General features: G+C 37.1%; 25 protein-coding genes. 18 read left to right on the top strand and 7 right to left on the bottom strand.

The window, feature by feature from the left end:
• Positions 1 to 53: 53 nt before the first annotated feature.
• From PERMA_RS03595 to PERMA_RS03510, 18 genes are all read left to right on the top strand, one after another.
• Entirely contained in the window at positions 54 to 1745 is a 1692-nt protein-coding gene (locus tag PERMA_RS03595) for a hypothetical protein (RefSeq protein ID WP_012675853.1), read from the top strand.
• Positions 1732 to 3684 (top strand): tetratricopeptide repeat protein, encoded by a 1953-nt coding sequence (locus PERMA_RS03590; RefSeq protein WP_012675318.1) that lies wholly within the window; start codon positions 1732 to 1734, stop codon positions 3682 to 3684. Before PERMA_RS03595 ends, PERMA_RS03590 begins: the two co-directional genes overlap by 14 nt.
• On the top strand, positions 3681 to 4058 hold the full coding sequence (flgB, locus tag PERMA_RS03585) for a flagellar basal body rod protein FlgB (protein ID WP_012676498.1): 378 nt from the start codon (positions 3681 to 3683) through the stop codon (positions 4056 to 4058). Before PERMA_RS03590 ends, flgB begins: the two co-directional genes overlap by 4 nt.
• Positions 4059 to 4072: 14 nt before the next feature.
• Entirely contained in the window at positions 4073 to 4483 is a 411-nt protein-coding gene (flgC, locus tag PERMA_RS03580) for a flagellar basal body rod protein FlgC (RefSeq protein ID WP_012675747.1), read from the top strand.
• A 21-nt stretch (positions 4484 to 4504) separates the two neighbouring features.
• Positions 4505 to 4789, top strand: coding sequence for a flagellar hook-basal body complex protein FliE (gene fliE / locus PERMA_RS03575; protein ID WP_012676878.1), 285 nt, complete (start codon positions 4505 to 4507; stop codon positions 4787 to 4789).
• Positions 4790 to 4801: 12 nt separating this feature from the next.
• Positions 4802 to 6391 carry a flagellar basal-body MS-ring/collar protein FliF gene (fliF, locus tag PERMA_RS03570; protein ID WP_012675781.1) on the top strand — a complete coding sequence of 530 codons (1590 nt, stop codon included), beginning with the start codon at positions 4802 to 4804 and terminating at the stop codon, positions 6389 to 6391.
• Position 6392: 1 nt separating this feature from the next.
• Complete coding sequence (locus tag PERMA_RS03565) at positions 6393 to 7070, top strand: FliH/SctL family protein (RefSeq protein WP_012676866.1); 678 nt, start codon at positions 6393 to 6395, stop codon at positions 7068 to 7070.
• The gene (locus PERMA_RS03560) at positions 7030 to 8361 is read left to right on the top strand and encodes a FliI/YscN family ATPase (RefSeq protein WP_012676105.1); all 1332 of its coding nucleotides are present in this window, start codon (positions 7030 to 7032) and stop codon (positions 8359 to 8361) included. The genes PERMA_RS03565 and PERMA_RS03560 overlap by 41 nt, the downstream gene beginning before the upstream one ends.
• Positions 8339 to 8986 carry a flagellar hook assembly protein FlgD gene (locus PERMA_RS03555; RefSeq protein ID WP_012676219.1) on the top strand — a complete coding sequence of 216 codons (648 nt, stop codon included), beginning with the start codon at positions 8339 to 8341 and terminating at the stop codon, positions 8984 to 8986. Before PERMA_RS03560 ends, PERMA_RS03555 begins: the two co-directional genes overlap by 23 nt.
• Before the next feature lie 4 nt (positions 8987 to 8990).
• A complete protein-coding gene (locus PERMA_RS10840; protein WP_012675344.1) occupies positions 8991 to 10613 on the top strand; it encodes a flagellar hook protein FlgE in 1623 nt (540 codons plus the stop codon).
• Between the two features lie 22 nt (positions 10614 to 10635).
• A complete protein-coding gene (locus PERMA_RS03545; RefSeq protein WP_012676572.1) occupies positions 10636 to 11148 on the top strand; it encodes a flagellar basal body-associated FliL family protein in 513 nt (170 codons plus the stop codon).
• Between the two features lie 8 nt (positions 11149 to 11156).
• Positions 11157 to 11396 (top strand): FliM/FliN family flagellar motor switch protein, encoded by a 240-nt coding sequence (locus tag PERMA_RS03540; protein ID WP_012676737.1) that lies wholly within the window; start codon positions 11157 to 11159, stop codon positions 11394 to 11396.
• Complete coding sequence (locus PERMA_RS03535; protein WP_012676508.1) at positions 11389 to 11691, top strand: hypothetical protein; 303 nt, start codon at positions 11389 to 11391, stop codon at positions 11689 to 11691. The genes PERMA_RS03540 and PERMA_RS03535 overlap by 8 nt, the downstream gene beginning before the upstream one ends.
• On the top strand, positions 11672 to 12385 hold the full coding sequence (fliP, locus tag PERMA_RS03530; protein ID WP_049756084.1) for a flagellar type III secretion system pore protein FliP: 714 nt from the start codon (positions 11672 to 11674) through the stop codon (positions 12383 to 12385). Before PERMA_RS03535 ends, fliP begins: the two co-directional genes overlap by 20 nt.
• A gap of 7 nt (positions 12386 to 12392) precedes the next feature.
• The gene (gene fliQ / locus PERMA_RS03525; protein WP_012675891.1) at positions 12393 to 12662 is read left to right on the top strand and encodes a flagellar biosynthesis protein FliQ; all 270 of its coding nucleotides are present in this window, start codon (positions 12393 to 12395) and stop codon (positions 12660 to 12662) included.
• A gap of 2 nt (positions 12663 to 12664) precedes the next feature.
• Positions 12665 to 13447, top strand: coding sequence for a flagellar biosynthetic protein FliR (locus tag PERMA_RS03520; RefSeq protein WP_012676770.1), 783 nt, complete (start codon positions 12665 to 12667; stop codon positions 13445 to 13447).
• Positions 13448 to 14497 carry a flagellar biosynthesis protein FlhB gene (gene flhB / locus PERMA_RS03515; RefSeq protein WP_012675532.1) on the top strand — a complete coding sequence of 350 codons (1050 nt, stop codon included), beginning with the start codon at positions 13448 to 13450 and terminating at the stop codon, positions 14495 to 14497.
• Positions 14498 to 14560: 63 nt separating this feature from the next.
• Positions 14561 to 14875, top strand: a complete 315-nt coding sequence (locus tag PERMA_RS03510; protein WP_012675363.1) for a hypothetical protein — start codon at positions 14561 to 14563, stop codon at positions 14873 to 14875.
• Here PERMA_RS03510 and hypF read toward each other — a convergent pair.
• The 7 genes from hypF to PERMA_RS03475 all read right to left on the bottom strand — a co-directional run bounded on the left by hypF (position 14864) and on the right by PERMA_RS03475 (position 23125).
• Positions 14864 to 17107 (bottom strand): carbamoyltransferase HypF, encoded by a 2244-nt coding sequence (hypF, locus tag PERMA_RS03505; protein WP_012676523.1) that lies wholly within the window; start codon positions 17105 to 17107, stop codon positions 14864 to 14866. The genes PERMA_RS03510 and hypF overlap by 12 nt on opposite strands.
• A gap of 60 nt (positions 17108 to 17167) precedes the next feature.
• Positions 17168 to 17974: a DUF58 domain-containing protein gene (locus PERMA_RS03500; protein WP_012676196.1), complete on the bottom strand. Its 807-nt coding sequence runs from the start codon at positions 17972 to 17974 to the stop codon at positions 17168 to 17170.
• Positions 17971 to 18936 carry an AAA family ATPase gene (locus tag PERMA_RS03495; RefSeq protein WP_012676568.1) on the bottom strand — a complete coding sequence of 322 codons (966 nt, stop codon included), beginning with the start codon at positions 18934 to 18936 and terminating at the stop codon, positions 17971 to 17973. The genes PERMA_RS03500 and PERMA_RS03495 overlap by 4 nt, the downstream gene beginning before the upstream one ends.
• A gap of 68 nt (positions 18937 to 19004) precedes the next feature.
• Entirely contained in the window at positions 19005 to 20345 is a 1341-nt protein-coding gene (locus tag PERMA_RS03490; RefSeq protein ID WP_012675981.1) for a vWA domain-containing protein, read from the bottom strand.
• Positions 20346 to 21857 carry a hypothetical protein gene (locus PERMA_RS03485; RefSeq protein WP_015898966.1) on the bottom strand — a complete coding sequence of 504 codons (1512 nt, stop codon included), beginning with the start codon at positions 21855 to 21857 and terminating at the stop codon, positions 20346 to 20348. It abuts the gene before it with no gap.
• Complete coding sequence (locus tag PERMA_RS03480; protein ID WP_012676351.1) at positions 21850 to 22764, bottom strand: vWA domain-containing protein; 915 nt, start codon at positions 22762 to 22764, stop codon at positions 21850 to 21852. Before PERMA_RS03480 ends, PERMA_RS03485 begins: the two co-directional genes overlap by 8 nt.
• Complete coding sequence (locus PERMA_RS03475; RefSeq protein WP_012676022.1) at positions 22748 to 23125, bottom strand: hypothetical protein; 378 nt, start codon at positions 23123 to 23125, stop codon at positions 22748 to 22750. The genes PERMA_RS03480 and PERMA_RS03475 overlap by 17 nt, the downstream gene beginning before the upstream one ends.
• Position 23126: the final 1 nt, after the last annotated feature.

Here is a 23126-nt window from a genome sequence, read left to right as displayed (position 1 = left end):
TGCAAACTTACGAAAAAGATTTTAGATTTAAATAAAAATTAAATGGTAGATATATGAAAATAGCTGTTGAGAATCCAGCACAGATAAAAGGAGTAAAGCAAGGAAAAAATAAAAAAAAGAAAAACTCTGTTGATTTCATATCCGTTCTTCTAAAAACAACCGAAAAAATGATAAAAAATGATAAAAAAATCAAAAATTCATCAGAGATAACAAAGAAAACAGAAAAGTCAGAAAAAAAACCAGAACCAAAAACTGAAGCATATGCCACAAAAGTTGAGAACAGTCATATACCGTTGTTTTTTAAAGTAGTCTATTTCCAAAAAAACAGAGAGAGAGATAAAAGTTTAAAATCTGATGAACACAGACAGGATTTAAACATCCATCCTGAAGAACTTTCTAAAAAAGAACCAGAGCAGGAAATAGCTAAAGCGAAAAAATATTACAGTTTTCTACAGGAATCAACTGAAAAGAATCTTCAGATCGAAAAAAAACAGACAAAGAACGATAAATCTGAGATCGAGATCCCCATTGGAAAAGAAAAAGTAAAGAGTGTATACAACCAGCAGAAAAATTACAGTGTCAAAACAGAAGATCCTCATACATATCTAACCGAGAAAAAGGAAAACAGACATTTTTATATTATTAAGAACAACGACGAAAAAAACCATATAAAAGAAAAAATCGTTAAAGAAAAAGAATCCGGTACTAAACAAACAGCTATTCAGCCATCTCCAGATAATTTTATAAAAAAAGCTGAAAGTCATCCTTTGAAAAGTCAGGAGAGAACAGGGGAGAAAAGAGCGAAATACGTGAGTCCCCAACCTGAAACAGCAAAAACAGAGAAAGAGATAGTAAAAAATAGACCACAGAAAACAGAAAAAAATGTTGAGCTAAACACTGATTTTTATAAATCAACCGGTTATACATCAAAAAACGGTCAGGAGATTTTGAATACAGACAGCAGAAAAAAAGTACAGGAAAACAAAAACAGTGAACAGTATTTTATATTTAAAAGAGATACAAAGACGGATAACGGTAAAACACTCAATATAAACACTCACAAAAAAACAGAAGAGATAATTTCCAGCAAAAATTCACATAGCAGGGAAGAAATATCAAACAAAAAGACCAGAAATGAAGTACAAAACGCCCAGATCAAACTTTCCAAAACCTCCACAAAAGAAAAAATACAGACTGAAAAAAAAGATACAAAGATCTTCCCCGATCAAAATGAGATACCTGACAGACTTGAGGACAACCTGCAGATCACTCTGAATCAAAAAGAGAACAGAAACCCTGAAACAAACAGAAAAACTGAGACAATCATCAACAGGGATCTTTTCATCAATGTAGAGGAATCAGGGGGAAGTAAACATTCTTACAGCGATCAGAATTTCAGTAACGGTGAGAATAAAGAGGGCTTTTCCTACATCAGTTTTGACGAAAATATCCCAGAAAACGAAACCCAGAACTTCAACAGACATTTTACAATGAATATAAAACTTGAAGATCTTAATATGAACGTAAAGCTCAACAGAAACTTTCTTAATATGACAGTTATATTCCACAACCAGACAACAGCATCCCTGGAACAGCTTAAAAACCAGATAGGTGATATACTTAAAGAGTCAGGCTTTGAACAGTTTAATCTGAGACTGAAAACAAAGGATAAAAAAACATATTTAGAGAACAGAAAATCCGGAGAAAACTACTACAGTAGAAGTGAAATAAATGTCAGGGTTTAAACTGATCTTAACGGTTCTTTTAATAATAATATCTCCCTCCTTTGCAGAGGAAAAAACTGTTTTAAACCAGCAGGAGAGTCCTTTTAAAAGCCTTTCTGAAGAAGAGGCCTCACAGATATATAGAGAAGCCATCCAGATGTACAGAAGGAAGTCCTACTACTCAGCCCTCAACCTTCTTACAAAACTTATAACCCACAGGGATAATATACATTACTCTGACGCACTTTTTCTAACAGCAAAGATATATCTTGAACTTGGGAGAAAGACAGGAAAAAAATCACTTATCTTAAAAGCTCTGAACTATATAAACAAATACTCATATATGGCTAAAAACTCTGAAAACTGGGATTTTTATTACACAAAGGGAAATATATATGAGAATCTATACATGTATGAAAGGGCCCTTGCTCTTTATAAATTGGCTTTCTACAGAGCATTGACAAAGAAACAGCAGTTCAAAACGATAGCAGCGATACTGAGAACAGCAGCATGGACTCACAAGATGGATCTTGTGACAAGGTATATAGTTTTTGTGAATGTTGAAGAGCTTTCACATGAGGAGAAAAAAGAGTTTGAGTTTATAAAAGGTCTTTTAGAGTTCCAGAAAGGTAATTACGAGAAGGCATATGAATACCTCTCAAAGGTTTACAAAGAGTATGAGCCTTACCTTATAGAAAATCCATACTACTACTACATATTTGCAGAAAACACATACAGGATAAGAAAGTACGAGTTCTCAAAACAGCTTTTCAGAAGGATAATAAGTCTGATAAAGGATGAGGAGATAATAAGAAGATCACTTCTCAGACTTGGAGATATCTTCAACATAAAAGGAGATAAGATAACGGCCTTTAATTATTACTACTCAATAGTTGAGAAATACCCCGATTCACAGGAAGCAAAGGTTGCAAAACTCAAGATCTTAAGTATGGAAGATGATAGAAGGATAAAGGAAAAGATATATCTACTTAAGAAAAAGGATAAAGATTTTGAAAAACCTTTAAGATTCGTTTACAGGATGCTTGTGTCAAACAGAAATTCGTACATAGGAAATTTTGCCATAGGAAACTTTGGGAAGATGGTTTTTGATATGAAGAACGAGTCACTTTTTTCAGAACTTGTTAAAGAGCTTTCCCTTATATATCCGGAGAGGATGCTTTACGAGCAGAAGGAGTATATCAGAAAGCTCTGGGATAAAGGATTATTGGAACTGCCGCCGGATAAAATCTGTGAGCTTTACAGGACAAACAGAAGATTTTTCAAAAACATATTTGACAGAAAAGTCCTATTAAAGATAGTTGAAGACCTGAAAAAATGTAATATGAGAAAGGACAGGATCGATCTTGCAGAATGGATACTGAAGAAATGGAATGATGATATCTCAAGACTTGCTCTTGCGAAGGTTTACTTTGAGGAGAACAAGTTTAAAAAATCTCTTGAAGTCCTGTCAAAGATGAAAAACAGAAACTGTAACTACGCAAAACTGTACACAAAGAATATAATAGAGCTCGACAGAGATACCAGAAAAAGCTCAGAGATACTAAATACCTGTAAAAATGATAAGGAGGCTTTACTTTTAGAAGCCGTACTTTATTTTAGATCCGGGAATTTAGACAGTTCTATTAAAACACTATCAAAGATAAAGGATGATCTATACAGATTCTATTCTGACCCTTTCTTCAGAAAATATATCTCACGTATAATCACCAGATCTATATCTGAAAACAGATACAGTGATGTGTTAAACATACTCCTACCTGTATCCGAAAAGTTAGATGACTGCAACATTAACAGCTGGCTGTTGATCAGTATGGTAAGAACTGGATCAGAGGAAACTGAAAAATATATGAAAAAGATAGAAAAATGTGATACCTCATGGTCTTCAGTGGCTAAAAATGTATATGAGGACAGCATCCTTATGAAGGAGGTCTCAAGATGAGTGAGCTTTTTTCCCATATAGATAGACTTGAAGAGAAGGCATCATACTTTTTAGAAAGGACAAAGGTTATACAGAGTAATATAGCGAATGCTGATACTCCTTTTTACAAGCCTAAGGATCTCGTTTTTGAGAAGGTTTTAACAGAGCAGATAAAACTAAAGAAAACAGACCCAAAACATATAGACCCTTTTCCTGAGGAAAGATCATCAATCAAACTGGTTGAACAGGGAAAGCTTACAGGTTACGATCAGAATCAGGTTAATGTGGAGGAAGAACTGGCCAAACTTGCAGAAAGCTCAATAATGTACAAAACACTTTTAGAATCAATGAAAAAAGAGATGGCAAAACTTAAGTATGCTATAACTGGTAGATAATCGGAGGGAGTAAGATGATATTCAAAGGACTTGAGGTTTCAGTAACAGGGATGGCTGCACAGAGAATAAGGATTGATATAACATCAAGTAATCTTGCAAATGTAAACTCAACAAGAACTGAGGACGGACAGCCTTACAGAAGAAAGGTTCCTGTCTTTCAGGCTGTACTTGATAACCAGACAAAAACACCAGTTTACAAGGTGAAAATACCTGAGGTTATAGAAGATCCTTCACCATTCAAACTAAAGTTTGACCCTTCACATCCTGATGCTGACCAGAACGGTTATGTGGCATACCCGAATGTTGATCCTTTAAGGGAGATGGTTGATATGATGTCAGCTATAAGAACATACGAGGCAAACCTGACAGCTTTCAATACACATAAGGATATGCTTTTAAAATCTCTTGAGCTGATAAGAGTCTAATAAGGAGCAGGGGGATCTGTTATGAGAATTGAAGGTCTAAATGATTTTACATCACTTGTCAGTAAACAGAAGAATGAAAAGGAGGTAAAACCTTTCAGTGAGGTTTTAGAGGAGTTTGTGGCAGATGTTAATTACGATCTGAAGGTTGCAAAAGAAGCTGAAAGAAAGATAGCTGCAGGTGAGGTTGAAAACCTTGAAAACCTTATGTACCAGATAGCAAAATCTGATATATCATTGAGACTTATAACTGAGATAAGAAACAAAGCTCTGGAAAGCTATCAGGAAATAATGAGAATGCAGGTGTAGAGGTAGGAAAACTTGGATTTTAACGAGATTCTTAAAAAAACTTCAGAGTTTATTAAAAAAAATCTAAACCCAAGAAATATAGCATTAATAATTGCAGGACTTCTCCTGATAACATTCCTTGGGATTATAGCCTTCAAAACGGTAACAAAGGAAGAGTATGGTGTTTTATACACACATCTAAACCCTGATGACGCAGGAAGTATTCTATCTGTTCTTCAGGAGGAAAACATACCGTACAAAGTTGAGGGAGATGGAAGCATAATACTTGTTCCAAGAAATAAAGTCCATGAGATAAGACTGAAACTCGCTGCCAAAGGACTTCCATCAGGAAAGACCGTAGGATTTGAGATTTTTGAAGAACCAAAGATGGGAATAACACAGTTTCAGGAAAATGTTAACTATCTGAGAGCCCTAGAAGGTGAGCTATCAAGAACGATAAGACAGCTTGACCCAGTGAGGGACGCCAAGGTAAATATAGCCCTTCCAAAGGAGAGCATATTCGTAAGGGAAGAGGATGAACCTAAAGCATCCATAATACTGAAACTCTGGCCGGGGAAGGATCTCACAAAAGAACAGGTTAAGGCTGTTGTATTTCTCGTTTCACATGCTGTTCCAAAACTTAAGCCTGAAAATGTGACCGTTGTTGATAACAGGGGGAGAGTTCTTTCAGATATACTTGAGGAAGACACGGTAACAGCAGTCTCAGACAAAAATGTTGAGATAAAAAGGAAACTTGAGAGACAGATTGAGAAAAATGTCCAGACAATGCTCTCAAGAGCCTTAGGTGAGGGAAAGGTTGTTGTTAGAGCTACAGTTGAGATAGAAACAGGAAAACTTCAACAGCAGGATGAGATATACGATCCTGACAGAACAGCTGTTGTAAGTGAAAGGAAGATACAGGAAAAAGAAAAGGAGTTTAAACAGCAGGAAGCTCTACCACCTGGAACACCTACAAATGTTCCACCTGTTATAGACGAGACAGGACAGGGAAGTATTATCAAACAGAAAGAGAGGAAAGACACAACAAAGAACTATAACGTAACAAAATCCCTTGTAAACACACAGAAGCCTATATTCAACATAAAAAAGATAAGTGTAGGTGTTCTTATAGATGGAAAGTATGAGAAGGTCAAAGATGAAGAGGGTAATGAAAAATACAGGTTCATACCAAGATCAGAAGAGGAGCTTAAGGTATACGAATCACTTGTAAAGAGTGCTATAGGATACGATCCAAAAAGAGGGGATCAGGTAACCGTTGTAAGCGTTCCTTTTGAGGCAAAACCTGAAGTTGCTGTTGCTGAAGAGAGAAAGATTGAGGATATAATACTTCTCGTTGCTATAGGAATACTTGGACTTGCCGTTCTCGCAGTTGCTGCGATCATTCTTGTAAAAGTCCTGAAGGGAAAGAAAAAAGTACCGGAAGCTGTTCCACCTGGAATATCTCCAGAGGCAGCTGCAGCCTATGCCATACATGAAAAGGAGATGGAAGAGTTCCAGCTTGAGAGGGAACCTATATACAGAAAACTTGTTGATCTTGCACAGGAAAACCCAGAACTTATAGCAGAACTTATAACAAAATGGATGAAAGAAGAAGGAAGATAGTATGGCGAGGCTTGAGCTTGATGATTTTGGCAGTGGTGAGGAAAAACCTGACTTAGAAAAGATATCAAAAGAAGAGATAGAAAGGTTCTACCAGGAAAAGATAAAAAAGATAGAAGAAGAGCTTAAAAAAAGAATACAGCAGGAAAAAGAAAAGGCATTTAAAGAAGGATACCTGAAGGGAAAGGAAGAAGCGGAAAAGGAGTTTTCAGATCAGCTCGAAAAAAAACTTGATGAAGAGATAAAAAAAATAAAAGATCAGTACGAATCAAAGATAAAAGCCCTTAAAAATGAGATAAACGAGCTCTCAGAATCTTTAAAAAAAGCCTACCAGGAGTATATAGACCATATAAACGATCTTATACTCTCAGCACTTGAGGAGATGTTAAACTACCTTTATATATCACCGGAAAACGAGAAATTCTTATCTCAGCAGATAATCTCGGTGATAAATGAGTTCAGAAACTACCCAAAACTTAAGATAACGCTCTCACCTGATATGGAAGATGTAGCAAAAATGCTTGAGAAGGAAAACTTTGATGTGTCCATAGATAAAACACTTGTAAAAGGTGATTTCAGAATAAATATTGAAGATATACAGCTTGAAAGTAACTTTAAGGAGAAGATGCAGATACTGAAAGATGAGATTAAAAGAGAGATTAAGAAGCATTCCAAGATATAAGGTTAAGGGGAAGATAACAGGTGTTGTTGGTCCCGTCATAGAGGCTGTTCTCCCCAAGGTATCTATAGGAGATGCCTGTATTCTTGAAAATGGACTTGAGGCTGAGGTTGTAGGTTTTAAAGATGGGAAAACCCTGCTTATGGCCTTTGATGACACTATAGGAATCAGAGTTGGGAGCTGGGTTGAGGCAAGGCAGGAACCTGTAAGTATAGAGGTTGGTGAGGAGCTTTTAGGAACTGTTCTTGATCCTTTTGGAAAACCTTTAAATAAAGACAGGATAAATCCTTCACACCATTACTACCTGAAAAATGCAACGATAAATCCCCTTGACAGAGAAAGGATAAAAGAACCCCTTGATGTTGGGGTGAGATCAATAAATGCACTTCTTACAATAGGGAAGGGACAGAGGATAGGTATCTTCTCAGGGGCAGGTGTTGGTAAAAGTACACTCCTCGGTATGATCTCAAGGTTTACAGAGGCTGATGTTAACGTTATAGCACTTATAGGTGAAAGGGGAAGAGAGGTCAGAGAGTTTATTGAGGACAACCTTGGAGAGGAAGGACTGAAAAAGTCTGTTGTTATCGTTGCAACATCAGACCAGACTCCTCTAGCAAAGATAAGAGCCGCATACTCGGCTATAGCTGTTGCAAAATTTTTCTCAAACTCGGGAAAAAATGTTCTCTTCCTCCTTGACTCCCTCACAAGACTTGCTATGGCACAGAGGGAGATAGGTCTCGCAGTTGGTGAACCACCAACAACAAAAGGCTACACACCTTCAGTATTTGCCCTGCTCCCAAAATTCATAGAGCAGGCCGGTAATTTTTACAACAGGGGAAGTATAACGGGAATATACACAGTTTTGGTTGAAGGTGATGATATAACAATGGATCCAGTGGCTGATGCAGCGATGGGATTTTTAGATGGTCATATAGTCCTTTCAAGGGAGCTTGCAAACAAAAGGGTGTTTCCCGCGATAGATGTTCTAAAAAGTGTAAGCAGGTTAATGCCACAGATAGTATCTGACGATATATTAAAATATCAGGGAATATTTACAGAGATAGAGAGTATATACAGAGAAGCTGAGGATATGATCAATCTTGGATTATATAAGAAAGGAACCACACCCAAGGTAGATCTTGCGATACAGATGCACAGCAGGATGGAAGGCTTCATAAAACAGGATATGCATAAAAAAGTAACCCTGAATGAATCTTTTAAACAGCTGGAGGAACTTATAGATCTGATTGTTAAAGAAGGAGGTGAAAAATATGGAATCAGCTGGGATTTATGATATACAGAAAAATGAGGTGAGGATAGTAGAAGCAGGTTATGATAACTCAAAGATGGAAAATGAGGACTTTCTAAAGGTTTTACTTGCAGATCTCCAGTGGCAGGATCCACTTCAGGCAAACGATATAACAGATTTCATCCAGAATACAGTAAAGCTCAGAGAGATGGAGGTATTAAACAGCTTTCAGGAAACCGTTGAACTTCTAAAGGAGACAAATGAGGCAAACTCACTTTTATACGCATCAGGACTTATAGGTAAGAAAGTCGTCTACGAGGGAAACCAGACATTTGTAGAAAATGGTAGATCATCAGTATCGTTCAGACTTGATGACAACGCTGATATAGTTACTGTTACTGTAATGGACAAACAGGGAAATGTTGTTGAGACAGAAAGTTTTTCAAACCTTCAGGGAGGTGTTGATTACCCATTTGAGATAGACAACCCGAATTTAACAGACGGTTACTACACAGTGTATATAGAGGCCACAAAAGACGGGAGTCCTGTAAAAAGCTCTGTGAAGAGTTTAGGCCTCGTTGAAAGTGTAGTAAGGGAAAGTGATGGAATAAAGGTTTTATTTGATGACATAAATGTTGATCTAAACTCAATAGTCCAGATAGGAGGTTAAAATCATGATTCAATCATTTTACACAGGGAATGCAGGTTTAAATGCAAATAAAAACTGGCTCTCAGTGATCTCAGACAACATAGCGAATGTTAATACGATAGGTTTTAAGGCTGAGAGGGTAAACTTTGAGGATCTCATATCAAGCAGTCTCACAACATTTGCAAACAACTCACCTAAAAATATGGAGATAGGCGGTGGTTCATTTGTAGGAAGTACAACAAAGGATTTCTCCCAGGGTGCTTTGATGAACACAAATACACCAACAGACCTGGCTCTTGATGGCGAAGGATTCTTTATGGTAAGGGATGCACAGGATGTTACATACTACACAAGGGCAGGACAGTTCAGAACTGATGCTAACGGTGACCTCATAAATCTTAACGGGATGAAACTTTTAGGGTGGCAGTTAGATGATGCTGGGAATATTGCAGGTGCGATAGGTGCCATAAACATACCAAATGACATGCCTCCCCATGTAACAACAAAACTCGCACTAAAAGAACCTACAAATCTTGACGCTGGATCAGAACTGGTAACAGGTGTATTTGATACAAGTGACGCAAGAACTTACAGCTATGTTAATGCCATAACAGTTTATGACTCATTAGGCGTTCCTCACGAGGCACAGCTCTATTTTGTTCACACAGGCCCTAACCAGTGGAGAGTTTTTGGATTAATGGATGATGAACCGATCCAGTTCAATGTTCCAGGTGATGCAAACACATACGATGCACTGGTTGTTGAGTTTAACGGTGTTGGACAGATAAACAGGGTATTTGGTTATGGAATAAACACGGATCAGACAATTACAGGTGCAGGAACAGAAACCGAGTCAGGTGATCTTGGACAGTTCACATTAAATAACACACCTGTTCTTCCTGGCTCAGTTGTTATAACACAGTATACGGATGGGGCGACAACTTACAATGTGAACTGGATAGACGATGGACACGGAAACATCATAGACCTTAACAATGACAACAGGGTTGTTGGAAGTATAAGCTACGATGATGGGACTGTTTTTATAAACCAGTTTGCTGGAAATGGAGCTACGGAAACATTAACGGCAGGAAGCTATAAAACATATGATACTACAGTGTCAACAAACACTATTCCTCCAGACAGCATATCAATAGTCCCTATACCTGTTAACAATCCAAACTCTGCAACATTAAACACTGGAGGTAACCCTATCCAGTTTACTTTAGACATACAGAATATGAAGCAGGTTGAGTCTGAATTCATATTTTACGCAGAACAGGATGGTTATGCGAAAGGTGATCTTCTTTCAGTATCAGTCAGTGAAGACGGTCTTGTAAGAGGTGTCTACTCAAACGGACAGGTTAAGGACTGGGCAAGAATAGCTATAGCAACATTTAATGACAAGGAGATTCTGATAAGAAAAGGAAATAACCTTTTCCTTCCTAACAGTCAGACCTACACACCGATAATAGTTCCCGGAGGTGTTATATCTAAAATCAGAGGTGGATTTTTAGAGCTTTCAAATGTAGATATATCAAGAGAGTTTATAAACCTTATAACAGCACAGAGAGCATACCAGGCAAATGCAAGAACTATAACAACATCAGATCAGGTTCTACAGGAAACAATGAACATAAAAAGGTAAACAAATAAATCTGGAGTGATAGATGGCTGAGGAAAATAAAGAGCAGGAACAGGAAGAGAAGAAAGGTGGGAAGAAAAAACTACTTATAATAGCTGTCCTCCTCCTTGTTATACTCGCAGGTGGAGGAGGGGCAGCTTATAAATTTTTAGTCCTTGACAAACAGAAGGAAGAAAAACAGGAAAACAAGGCAGAGAAGATTCAGGAAGAGATAAAGGATATAGAAAACCTCGGGATTATGTTTGAGGTTGGTACATTTATAGTTAACCTTGCGGACAAGGATGCTGATAGATTTTTGAAAGTTACAGTAATACTTGAGATAGAGAACGAGCAGGTAAAGATGGAAGTGGAAAAGAGACTTCCACAGATAAAGGATGCTATAACAACACTTCTTTTTACAAAAAACTCAAGGGAGCTCAAAACAGCTGAAGGTATAGAGCTTTTAAAGGAAGAGATAATAAAGAGGGTAAATGCTATACTACCTTTAGGCGGTGTAAAGAATGTTTACTTTACAGATTTTGTAATACAGACAGCGTAGGTGCTGACATGTCACAGGAGCACGATATATCTTTCTTGAAGGATGTTACAGTAAAGGTAACAGGAGAGGTAGGTAGAGTCAAAAAACTTTTTATAGAGATAATTACCCTTAAAGAAGGGGACATTATAAAGCTTGATAAACATATAGAGGATTATGTTGAACTTTATGTAAAAGATCAGCTGTTTGCCGTTGGTGAACTTATCGTAGCAAACGAGAAATACGGCATAAGGGTTGTGGATCTTGCTTGAGTACACAGACTATCTGAAGTTTATTTCCTCTTTTGTTATCATTATCATATTTCTGTACGCCATTTATTACTTTGTGAATAACTACGGAAAAGGGCTTATACCAGGAAAGAAAGGACTTATCAAAATTCTGGACATCAGGTATATATCAAAGGGAAAAGGATTTGCTATAATTGAGGCGAACAGGCAGTTTTTCCTTATCTCTTTTGATGAAAAAGAGATAAAGGTTATAAAAGAGTGGGATACAATCAATACCGGAGACTCATTAAGTGAAAAAGATGAGAATAATAATCCTTAGCTTTCTTATCATAACTTATACATCCTTGGGACAGACTGATGCTGTGAACGATACGCTGGCACAGCTTAACAATCTCGATATAACACTCAAGATTCTCTTCCTCATTACTATACTCAGCCTTGCCCCTTCAATACTTATCACAGTTACAGCGTTTGTAAGGATAGTTATCGTTCTGTCTCTTTTAAGACATGCCCTCGGTATCCCTCAGTCCCCTCCAAATCAGGTTATAATAGCTTTTTCCCTCTTCCTTACATTTTTTGTGATGAAACCTGTTTTTGACGATATAAACGGTAATGCTATACAGCCCTATCTAAAAAAAGAGATAGGAGATATGGAAGCTATTGAAAGGGCAAAGGAGCCTGTAAAAAAGTTTATGCTTAAAAATACAAGAAAGGAAGATCTTAAACTGTTTTTAGATATAGCTGGAGAAAAGCCCAAATCACCTGATGAGGTAAGTATGGTCTCCCTCATACCTGCATTTATGATAAGTGAGATAAAAACGGCATTTGAGATCGTATTTATAATATTTCTGCCATTTCTTATAATAGATATGCTTGTTGCGAGTATACTGATGTCCATGGGTATGATGATGATTCCACCAATGCTCATATCTCTTCCTTTTAAGCTTATACTTTTCGTTCTTGCCGACGGTTTTGAGCTTTTAACAAAAGCTTTAATACAGAGTTACCAGTAGGTGTGTTATGACTGTAGATCAGGCTATAAACTTGATGCAGGGGATGCTTTTCACATCACTTATGGTTGGAGGCCCTGTTATACTTATAGCCTTTATTGTTGGTCTTCTTATAAGTATATTTCAGGCAGCAACACAGATTCACGAGATGACATTAACATTCATACCAAAGATAGTTGCCACTATTGTTGCACTTATCATTTTTGGATCATGGATGTTCAGACAGCTTGTTGAGTACACACAGGAAGTATTAAAAAATATAATAGTTCTGATATCCTGAAGATGAACCCATTAATAACACCTGAAATTGCGATAACGTTTGGTCTTGTTTTATCAAGGATAATCGGTATATTTCTGAGCTTTCCCCTTCTCAATACAGGACTTATACCTGCAAATGTGAGGATTCTACTTGTTGTATCACTATCATTTTATATTATGAAGATATTTGGTATAAACGCCGGTATATCACCTGAAAACTTCTCAGTTCTGCTTTACTTCCTCCTTGTGCTCAAAGAACTTCTGATGGGATTTTTACTTGGACTTCTTGTAAACCTTTTTATATCAGCATTTTCCTACGCAGCTGAGATCATAAGCTACTTTATGGGATTTACAATAGTCAACCTTTTTGATCCAACATTTGGTCAGATATCGGTACTTGACAGATTTTTCATTCTCCTTTTTTACCTTCTTTTTTTCATAACGGGAGCTTACCAGATAGTACTTGGATCACTTTTTATGACATTTAAGATAATGCCTGTAGGGAAGCTTTACATTAACACAGATATATTTCCACATCTTCTTGAAAAACTCCCGATACTTTTTTATCTTGCTTTAAAGATAGCATTTCCATTTGTTCTCATACTTCTTATTGTAAATGTTGCTCTGGCTCTCATTAACAGGCTTATACCCCAGATAAATGTTTTCATTGTGGGTCTTCCCCTACAGATATTTGTGGGACTTGCATCACTTGCTATAGGAACATCTCTTATCATATATTTCTCCATTTCAGTTATAGAAAGGCTGTCCGAAGAGTATATAAAAGCTGTAACTGTGATGGGTAAGTAGATGGCTAAAGATCCTTCAAAAACGGAAAAGGCCACCCCCCGAAGGCGGCAGAAGGCAAGGGAAGAGGGTCAGGTTGCCCGAAGTCAGGATATTCCCATAGCTGCATCACTTCTCATAGTTGCTGTTATGATGTTTGCATACATCCCTTTTTCATACAACATTCTTACAGAGTACTTCCACCACACATTCTCAAACCCTTTTCATCTCATTCCTGATCTTAACAGAGGTTTTATTTACGAGTCTGTTAAGGTACTTGCTATTCTCGTTCTGCCATTTTTCCTTATACTTCTTGCCATAGGTGTTTTCTCAAATGTTGTCCAGTTTGGGTTTCTTCTATCTGGGAAAGCTCTGGTCCCGAAGATAGATAGGTTAAACCCTGTTTCAGGGCTTGGAAGGATATTCTCAATGAAAACATTATTTGAGCTTGTAAGAAATCTTTTAAAACTTCTTTTCGCATCAGTTGTTGCATACTTTCTCCTAATGAAGATAATATCTGAAAGTTTTAATATGTCTTATCTCCCCTTAAACCATGAGATATACTTTCTTTTTAAATACATAATTATGTTAATACTCGCATTTGCTGTTATATCAATACCAATAGCCATAATAGACTTTATATACAGGAAGTGGGAGCATGAAGAAAATATAAAGATGTCAAAACATGAGATAAAAGAAGAGAGAAAGATGTATGAGGGAAATCCCCATGTGAAAGCCGCCATCAGGAAGAAACAGAGAGAGATAGCTATGATGAGAATGATGGCAGAACTTCCGAAGGCTGATGTTGTTATAACAAACCCTGAGCACTACGCTGTAGCCCTCAAGTATGAAAAAGGGAAGATGGCAGCACCCAAGGTGATAGCAAAGGGTAAAAACCATATAGCACAGAAGATAAAAGAGATAGCAAAAAAATATGATATCCCTGTTGTTGAAGATCCCCCTTTAGCAAGATCACTTTACTCAAGCTGTGAGATAGGTGATATGATCCCTGAAAATCTTTATGTGGCGATAGCTAAGATACTTGCAAAGATATACAGAAGAAAAGCTGCCTGATCGGAATAGAAAATTTCCCAAAAATCTTTATATTGTTCTTATAATCAAAAAGGGAGGGCTGTCATGAAAAAGATAGACGATCTCCAGGTCTTTGTTAAGGATGTTGTCTCAAAGGAGTATCCATCTTTTAAAGATGGATGTGTTATGGTCTATCAGCTTGGGAAGGATCATCTTCTTCTAGAGCTTTTTGACAAAAATGAGAACAAAGCTGGTGAGATAATTCTTAATCTGAAATCTGAAAAACTTTACAAAGATGGAAGAGGTTACAGGGTAAAGATAGAAGGAACACCAAAAGGGATGATCAGATACTACCTTCAGGAAGGTAACAGAAAATTAGAGGGAAAGGCCGAAGGACTCCATCCCTGTTTAACCTTTTAAAAGCTGGCCAAGTGAGATCCCTCCATCATTTGGAGGGACCTTTTTATGTGTAAAGATCTTCAGCCCTCTCTTTTCTGCCATTCTCAGTATCTTCTCTGTTAAAAATCTGTTCTGGAAAACACCTCCTGTAAGACCTGAAGGTATATCACTATACTCATCAACTATCCTTAATACCACCTTTCCAAGCGAGTTTATAAACCTCGTGATCTTAATATCTATCTCAGACCTGTCATTTATAAGTGCATCAAATAAAGGCCTCCAGTCAATAACACCATCCCTTAAATCTACAGGGTAGTGATCTTCAATATCCCACCTGTAATAATTCTCCATTATCATCCCTGACTGACCTTCATAGGAGAGAGTCTGTCTTATCCCGATAATTGATGCTGCTGCATCAAAAAGCCTTCCTGCAGATGATGATAAGGGACTGTTTACCCCTTTTTCCCATACTCTGAACATAATCTCCATCTCTTTATCTGTTAGAGATTTTAATGTCTGAACCTCAGACAGTCTGTAAATATCTTTTCCATACATATCAAACAGGATTGATAGGGCAACCCTCCTTGGCTCTTTAACAGCCTTCTCCCCTCCTAAAAGTCTGAAGTAATCAAAATGGTAAACCCTTTCAAAGTCTTCATAATCACACAACAGAAACTCACCACCCCATATATTACCGTCTGTCCCGTAACCTGTCCCATCCCAGCTTACAGAGAGGAATTTACCTTCTCTTATCCCGCTCTCAGCCATCAGAGAGAGAGCATGTGCGTAATGGTGCTGAACCTGAATGAGAGGAATACTATTTTTCTCGGTGTAATCCTCTGCCCATCTCGTTGAGTGGTAAGCTGGATGCATATCTGAAACGACAACATCAGGCTGAAATGAGTAAAGATCAAAAAATCTGTTTATGATCTCCTCAAAATTCCTGCATGCATCTAAAGTCTCAAGATCTCCTATATGCTGGCTCAAGAAGGCCTTATCATCAAATCCTATAGCTATGGTGTTTTTCTGGTGTCCGCCAACAGCAAGAACCTTCCTCTCCAGTCTGAGAGGAAGTTTTACAGGTAATGGAGCATACCCCCTTGATCTTCTTATAAATGATATCTTTTTGTCTATTATCCTGACAACGCTGTCATCAACCCTGTTTCTTATATCCCTGTTGTGAACAAGAATGTAATCTGTAAATACTGAAAGCTTTTCAAAAGCCTCATCATTATCTTTCACTATAGGCTCATCAGAAAGGTTTGCTGATGTCATAACAAGAGGCTTACCGTAATCATTCAGTAAAAGGTGATGTAGTGGAGAGTAAGGGAGAAAAACACCTATCCTGTCTAAATATGGGGCAACACCTTTACTCAGACCTGTCTCTTTTTTTGATCTTACTATAACTATAGGCCTTTCAGGTGATAGAATAACAGCTTCCTCAAATGGTGTTATCTCAGCATAATCCTTTATCTGATCTATATCTCTGAACATAACCGCAAATGGTTTTTCACCTCTTCTCTTTCTCTCTCTAAGGAGATCTATAGCTTTATCATCTGTTGCGTCACAAACAAGATGAAACCCACCTATACCTTTAACGGCCAGTATCTTTCCCTTCCCTAAAAGTTCAACAGCTATCTTTAAAGCCTCTTCCCTTTCTGCTATAAACTTTCTGTCTGAGCTGTAAAGTGAAAGATGCGGACCACATACAGGACATGCGTTAGGCTGTGCATGAAACCTTCTGTCTGATGGGTCTTTATACTCCCTCTCACAATCAGGACACATCCTGAACTTTTTCATGGTCGTATTAGGTCTGTCGTAAGGGAGTCTCTCAATTATGGAAAATCTCGGTCCACAGTTTGTACAGTTGATAAAAGGGTATCTGTACCTTCTATCCTTTTTATTATTCATCTCTGATAGACACTGGTCACAGACCGATATATCCGGAAGTATGAAGACCTCTTTCTTTCCTTTACTTTCAGACTTTTTTATTGTGAACTCCTCAAATCCTGACAGGGGAAGCTCCTCTATCTCCTGTGAAAATATATGGGCTAAAGGGGGTTTCTCGGTATTTAATGATATCAAAAATCTGTTTATATCATCCTCCTCACCTTCCACCTCTATAACAACACCGTGTGTATCATTTATAACATATCCTTTAAGGTTGTGTCTTAAGGCTGTATTGTAAACAAAAGGTCTGAAACCGACCCCCTGAACAGCTCCTGTAAGATGAATTTTGAGATGTTTTCTCATCACCTTCTCCAATAAATGAATAATTATTCATTTTAAGTGAAAATATATACGAAATCCAGATCAGGAAAACATGATCTTGAGTTTTATATAAGGATCCTCATCTGTGTAAACTGTTGTGTGGGGAATTCTTTTGTTAAACATAAAGGCCCTGAGATCAGAATCTATCCTGTGGAGATTTTTTATGTATGTACCTATCATATCCCTTCTCAAAAAAGGGATTCTTCTCTTCCCATCAAAACTTTTAAGCTGGTATTTCTCGTACTTCTCAGGGTTTTCCTCCTCCCTGTCCCTTACCTTTATTATCGCAATTCTGTGCTTCCTTGATATATGGAGAAGATCAACAGGATAACAGAAATCCCCTATAAGTATCACATATGATCTTTTATGTTTCAGCAAAACCTGAGGGAGTATTGAAAGATCAAGTGTTTTCTTCTTAAGTTTTAAGCTCATTATCCTTTCAACAGCATCCTCAACTATAACAGGTGTGTTCTTATGCTTCATATAGTAATCAACACTGTCCGTCAGTATGTACGTGTTAAGTTTATCCTTCTGGTAAAGAACTGAGAAACCTATAAGAGCGTAAATCTCAGCCACCTTCTCAATCTTATTTTTAAAAAGCATATCCTGATCAAGTAGCATAACAACTATAACATTCTGACTTCTAAGCTCCTCCCTCTCAACAATGTGAGGCTTTCTCTCCTTTGCTGTTATTATCCAGCTTATCTTCCTTATATCATCACCGTAAGTATACTCCCTGACACTTTTAAGGTCATCCTCCTCCCCGATGGTAAATGTTTTGTGGAGACCTTCTGTAAGACTTAAGGCTCTGTGTTTAGCCCTGATTGTTATAAGACGGCCTTTTTTCATGGCATAGGAACCTTCTCAACAATCATATCTATAATATGATCTGTTGTTATGCCTTCAGCCTCACCTTTGAAAGATATAAGAAATCTGTGTCTAAAAACCTCCTTCACATACATGAGAACATCTGAGGGAGTTACGTAATCCTTCTCATTAAGGAGTGCAACAGCCTTTGATACCTTGTAAAGATTTATTGTAGCCCTTGGACTCAGTCCAAGCCTTATATACTCTTTATTTATCCCATATTTTTCAGGATTTCTTGTTGCCATAGTTAGATTTACTATATACTGTTCAACCTCCCTGTCTATATGGATAGATTTAAGTCTCTCTCTCAGCTCCAATATATCTTCCTTTGTTGCAACCTGCTGGGGTTCCTCAGGTTTTTTTCCTTCCTCATTTCCAAAACCTTCCCTCTGGACAACGAGCTTTAGTATCTCGTACTCCTCCTCATCTGATGGATAATCAACGATCACCTTCATAATAAATCTGTCAAGCTGTGCCTCAGGTAGATGGTAGACACCTTCCTCTTCAATAGGGTTTAGTGTTGCCATAACAAGAAAAGGTCTGTCAAGATAGAATGTGTGTTCCCCTATCGTAACCTGCCTTTCCTGCATGGCTTCAAGTAAAGCTGACTGAACCTTTGCAGGGGCTCTGTTTATCTCATCTGCAAGTAAAAGGTTTGTGAATATAGGTCCTTTCTTAACCCTGAACTCATCCTTCTCTATTATGTATATCTCCCCACCAAGTATATCTGAAGGGATAAGATCAGGTGTAAACTGTATCCTTTTAAAATCAAGGTTAAGGATCTTACCAAGTGTTTTTACAGCTGTTGTTTTCGCAACACCTGGAATACCTTCAATAAGTATATGCCCTTCTGTTATAAGACCTATAAGAAGGGCATCAATCATCTTTTCCTGGCCTATTATAGCCTTTTTCAGCTCATTTTTTATCTTTTTTAGACTGTCCATCTTCTCCACCTGTTTTAAGATTAAATTTATGCGAGGTTATAAACTTATTCTTTAACATTGGTCAATTTTTACCACGGATTTCTGTCTCCCACCTCCATCTGGGATTTTTCATGTCTTTTTGGTTTGTCTTCTTTTATCTCTACTACAGTTTTCCTTTTCTCCGGCTTTTTATTTAAATTTACAACCATATTTGCAAAAAGGTAAAGCTTTTTTATCTTCTGATCTTCAGGGTATATCTGGACAAGCTTATCAAGTATCTCCCTTCCCTTTTTATACTTCCCATCAAGTATGTAGCAGAATGAGATGTTGTACTCAATCTTTTTAACAAGCTCAAGATCCTCCGTCTTAATATTTTTTAGGACAGGGAGAGCCTTATCGCACATTCCTGCTTTTATATAGCTGACAGCACCGTTGAACTGTGATACAGGATCCTTCTCCTTGAGAAACTCAACAGCAGCCTTTTCATAATCACCAAGAATATAGTTAAAAACCCCTTTTATATCACCGCTGTAAGAAGGTGAGGTAAGGAAAAAGAAAATCATAAAACCTGCAAGGAACCTTTTTAAGGCTGAGTTTAGCATAATAAGCCCCAGTATAAGGAATGCTATGTATGGTGTCAGCTCAGCATAATCAGGTATCTTTAAAAGCTCTGTCTTTGTTTTCTCAGATATTTTTTTTATAAACTCTGTTATCTCCCTTATATCCCTGTCGTCCTTTGAGACCTTTACCATTATACCATCAGACACTTCTGCAACCTTTTCAAGACTTAGATTAAGCTTTGATACAGCATTGAAACCTGGTATACCGCCACCTTTTACAGTTCCTATCCCGTAGTATACAACAGTTAGCTGTGAACCTTTTACAAGCTGAACTATCTTTGATATATCCTCATCACCGCCGTCTGAAACGAGGATTACGATCCTTCTCTTACCTGTAAGGGCAGAGTTTGCACTGCTGAAAGCATCTAAAAGGTTTGTACTTCCCTTCAAAGGTATCTTCAGATCCCTCAGATACTGTAAGATCTTCTCCTTTTTCTCGTATGGCATGAATACTATATCTGATCTATCAGAGAATAGAAGAAGACCTATCTTCTCGTCATAAAGTTTTTTTATAAGCTTTATAACCTTCTCCCTTGCAACCTCAAACCTGTAAGGTTTTATATCATCTACAGCCATAGATAGAGAGTGATCAAGCATGATCATTATCTCTGTATCTTTTTTGTATATAGTTTTGTACCCCTTCTTTATAACAGGGTGGGCAAGTGTAAAGATAATAAGAACCGCTATAATTGAGAACACAGCCATCTCAACTTTTTCAGTCCCCTTTATAAGAACATAGATTATGTACAGCAGAAAAACAGGAATGATAAGCCAGAGATATTCAGCCTTTAAAAACTCAAAACCTTCCATCTAACCAACCTTAATTCTTGGTTTTGATAAAAAGTAAAAGAAAACCACAACAAAAAACGATAAAACAGACGCAAAGATCATTATAAACATCCTGTAACTGAAAAATATATCTGAAAGCACAAAGCTTCCTCCAAAAATAAGTATAAGGGATGCAAAAAGAAGTATCAGATAAACATAATCTCTAACGAGAAAAACAGCCTTCATAAGATACCTTTTTCCTTTTGAAAAACCTTTAGATCTTTCCTCAAGTATTATCAGCATTATCTTTCTGAATATATCCTTTATCTGATCAGGGTATATCTCAATATCCTCATAAACAGCCTTTTTTAACTTTTTACCTTCAACAACCCATCTTGATCTGTAAAGAACAGCATCAAGCTCCCTGATCAGATCCTTCAAGCTGTATACATCCTTTGAGATATATCTGTAAACCTTTTTATAGTCCTCAATTCTATTACCTTTAAGACAGATCATCTCTCTAATATCTGAAGGGTATATATACCTTCCAAACCTGACAACAAAGAAGAGAAGAAAAACAGGAAATACAACAAAAAATGCGAGTATCTCATATCTATACTTATAAAGGGATATGAAAAGCTTACTGATAAGACTTTCCTCATAGAACTGCTCAGGGTAAAGCTCCTTAAATCTTGAAAGGTAGTATCTCATCTTTTCCTCTTCGGAGAGCATCTCCCAGTAACTTTTAACCTCTTTTTTCTCGGGCTTAAGTAAAAACTCCTCAGTTTTTTTCTCAACTATCTTCTCCTGAAATGGATCAAAATACCTGAACTTAACAGGTTTTATCTCAAGCTCATCCATATAAACAACCTTGTATTTCTGGACAGATCTGACATTCTCAAGTTTGTGATCAAATGTATACCCTGTTTTTTTCGCAGAACCGTTTTTTACAACCAGTGAGTATTTAGGCAGATAGGGAAAACCTCTCCCTTCAATGATGATATAAAATGTTCCAAATCCTTTCCTGTCCTCAAACTTTGTTTTTATATCAAACGATCCAACATAGATTATATCCTTAGGAACAGGGACAATTCTGTAGTAATCCTCACTTTTAACTATAAAACTCTCCTTTAGCCTTTCAAGAACAGGATCATCAATCATCCCTTTTAATCTATCTGTATCTATGGATATCAGAAATGGAAGATCTGTATCATAATCCCTCATAAAGTAAACAACATAATCAACGATCACCCTCTTACCTGATACCTTCTTCTGTATATCAGAAATAACAGTCCTCTCAGATATCAATGTCTGGATCTTTATATTCTGGAGTATAAAATCAATATTTTCCTCAACAGATCTTATATCCGTTTTTAAAAGGCCTATTATAAACCTTACATGAACAGGCTCTTTAACATAGAACTTCTGTTTTTCCGGATATTCTTTAACAACATAGAGCTTTAAAAATGTCCTTCCGTCCTTCCTGTACTCAAGAACATCACCATAGGAGAAAAACGTTATAAAAAGGAAAAGTAATACAAAAAATCTATACATTCACCTTCTCTCTCAGTGGTGTTAGTAGTATCTTTAATAAAATAAGAAAAACAACAAAAACTGCAGCAACCTTTATATAAAAATCGACAGGCTTCTCAACATCAAACCTGTATTCCTGAATGTATGAAGGCTCAAGTCTGTTTATCTCATCAAAAACAGATCTTAAAGCCTTCTGGTAATCCTTTGTAACAAAAAATGCCTTCCCACCAGTAGCCTCGGAAAGTCTCTCAAGAACGTAAAAGTTCATACCACTGCTTACACCTATCGTGTATATCTTTGCCCCAATATCCTGATTGAACCTCACAACATCCTCAAGTGTGTACTTACTGTTAATATCTCCACCATCTGTAAGGAGAATTATTATCTTGTTCCTTCTATCTTTCATAAACATGTTCAGAGCCTCAACAAGTCCGTCATACATTGCTGTTCCGCCAACATCAACCATAGCAGGTCTTATTATGGATATAACCCTTAAAAGAGCTCCTCTATCAGATGTAAGAGGCATAAGTCTGAAAGGGAGATTATCAAAAACGAGTATCCCTATTCTGTCCTCCTCGTCCCTTTTTAACAGAAAATCCCTCAGTATCTCCTTTGATATCTTCAGTTTGTTTTTCTCCTTCATAGAGTTACTCACATCAAGGGCTATAATAATGTTATAAACCCTTTTCTCTGAGTACAGATGTTCCTTAACAAATGGGTGCATCGCAAGGATAGTCACAAGTACTGTTAAAAGTATCACAAGGAAAGGAATATACCTGACTATAAACCTTTTCGGCTCTCCAAAAAGATTTAGATGGGGGAAAAGGACAATCTTTCTACTTTTTATATATATTGAGCATATAATCACGCAGATTATAACTATCAGCCCTATTAATGATGCAAAAAGATACTTAAACTCTATGCCCATACTCTTTTATATACTCTATAAATTTTTCTATCAGCTCTACAGTCTCCCTATCCAGCCTGTCTACCTTTTTTCTATACTTGAATCTCTCAAGCCTTTTAAGAAGCTGTTCGTTGTAAGGTGTATCATACCTGTGAATAAGAAATGTCACACTGTAAGCTGTTCCTTTAGGATCCTCTAAATTTATTGAGATCTTTTCCTCCCTTTTCCTTGGTACAAGCTCAAAAGATGGCAGTTTTAAAAACCTGATGATGAGATAGAAAGAGATAAGCAGTAAAACCAGACCAGAAATTATCAGTATAATCTGGTAAAAATCAATAACAATTGGATAGATCTCAAATGTTGAAAAAAAATCTCTGTTCATG

Origin of the sequence: Persephonella marina EX-H1 (assembly GCF_000021565.1) — a bacterium.
Lineage (GTDB): Bacteria > Aquificota > Aquificia > Aquificales > Hydrogenothermaceae > Persephonella > Persephonella marina.
This window is presented reverse-complemented; position numbering and strand designations above follow the sequence as displayed.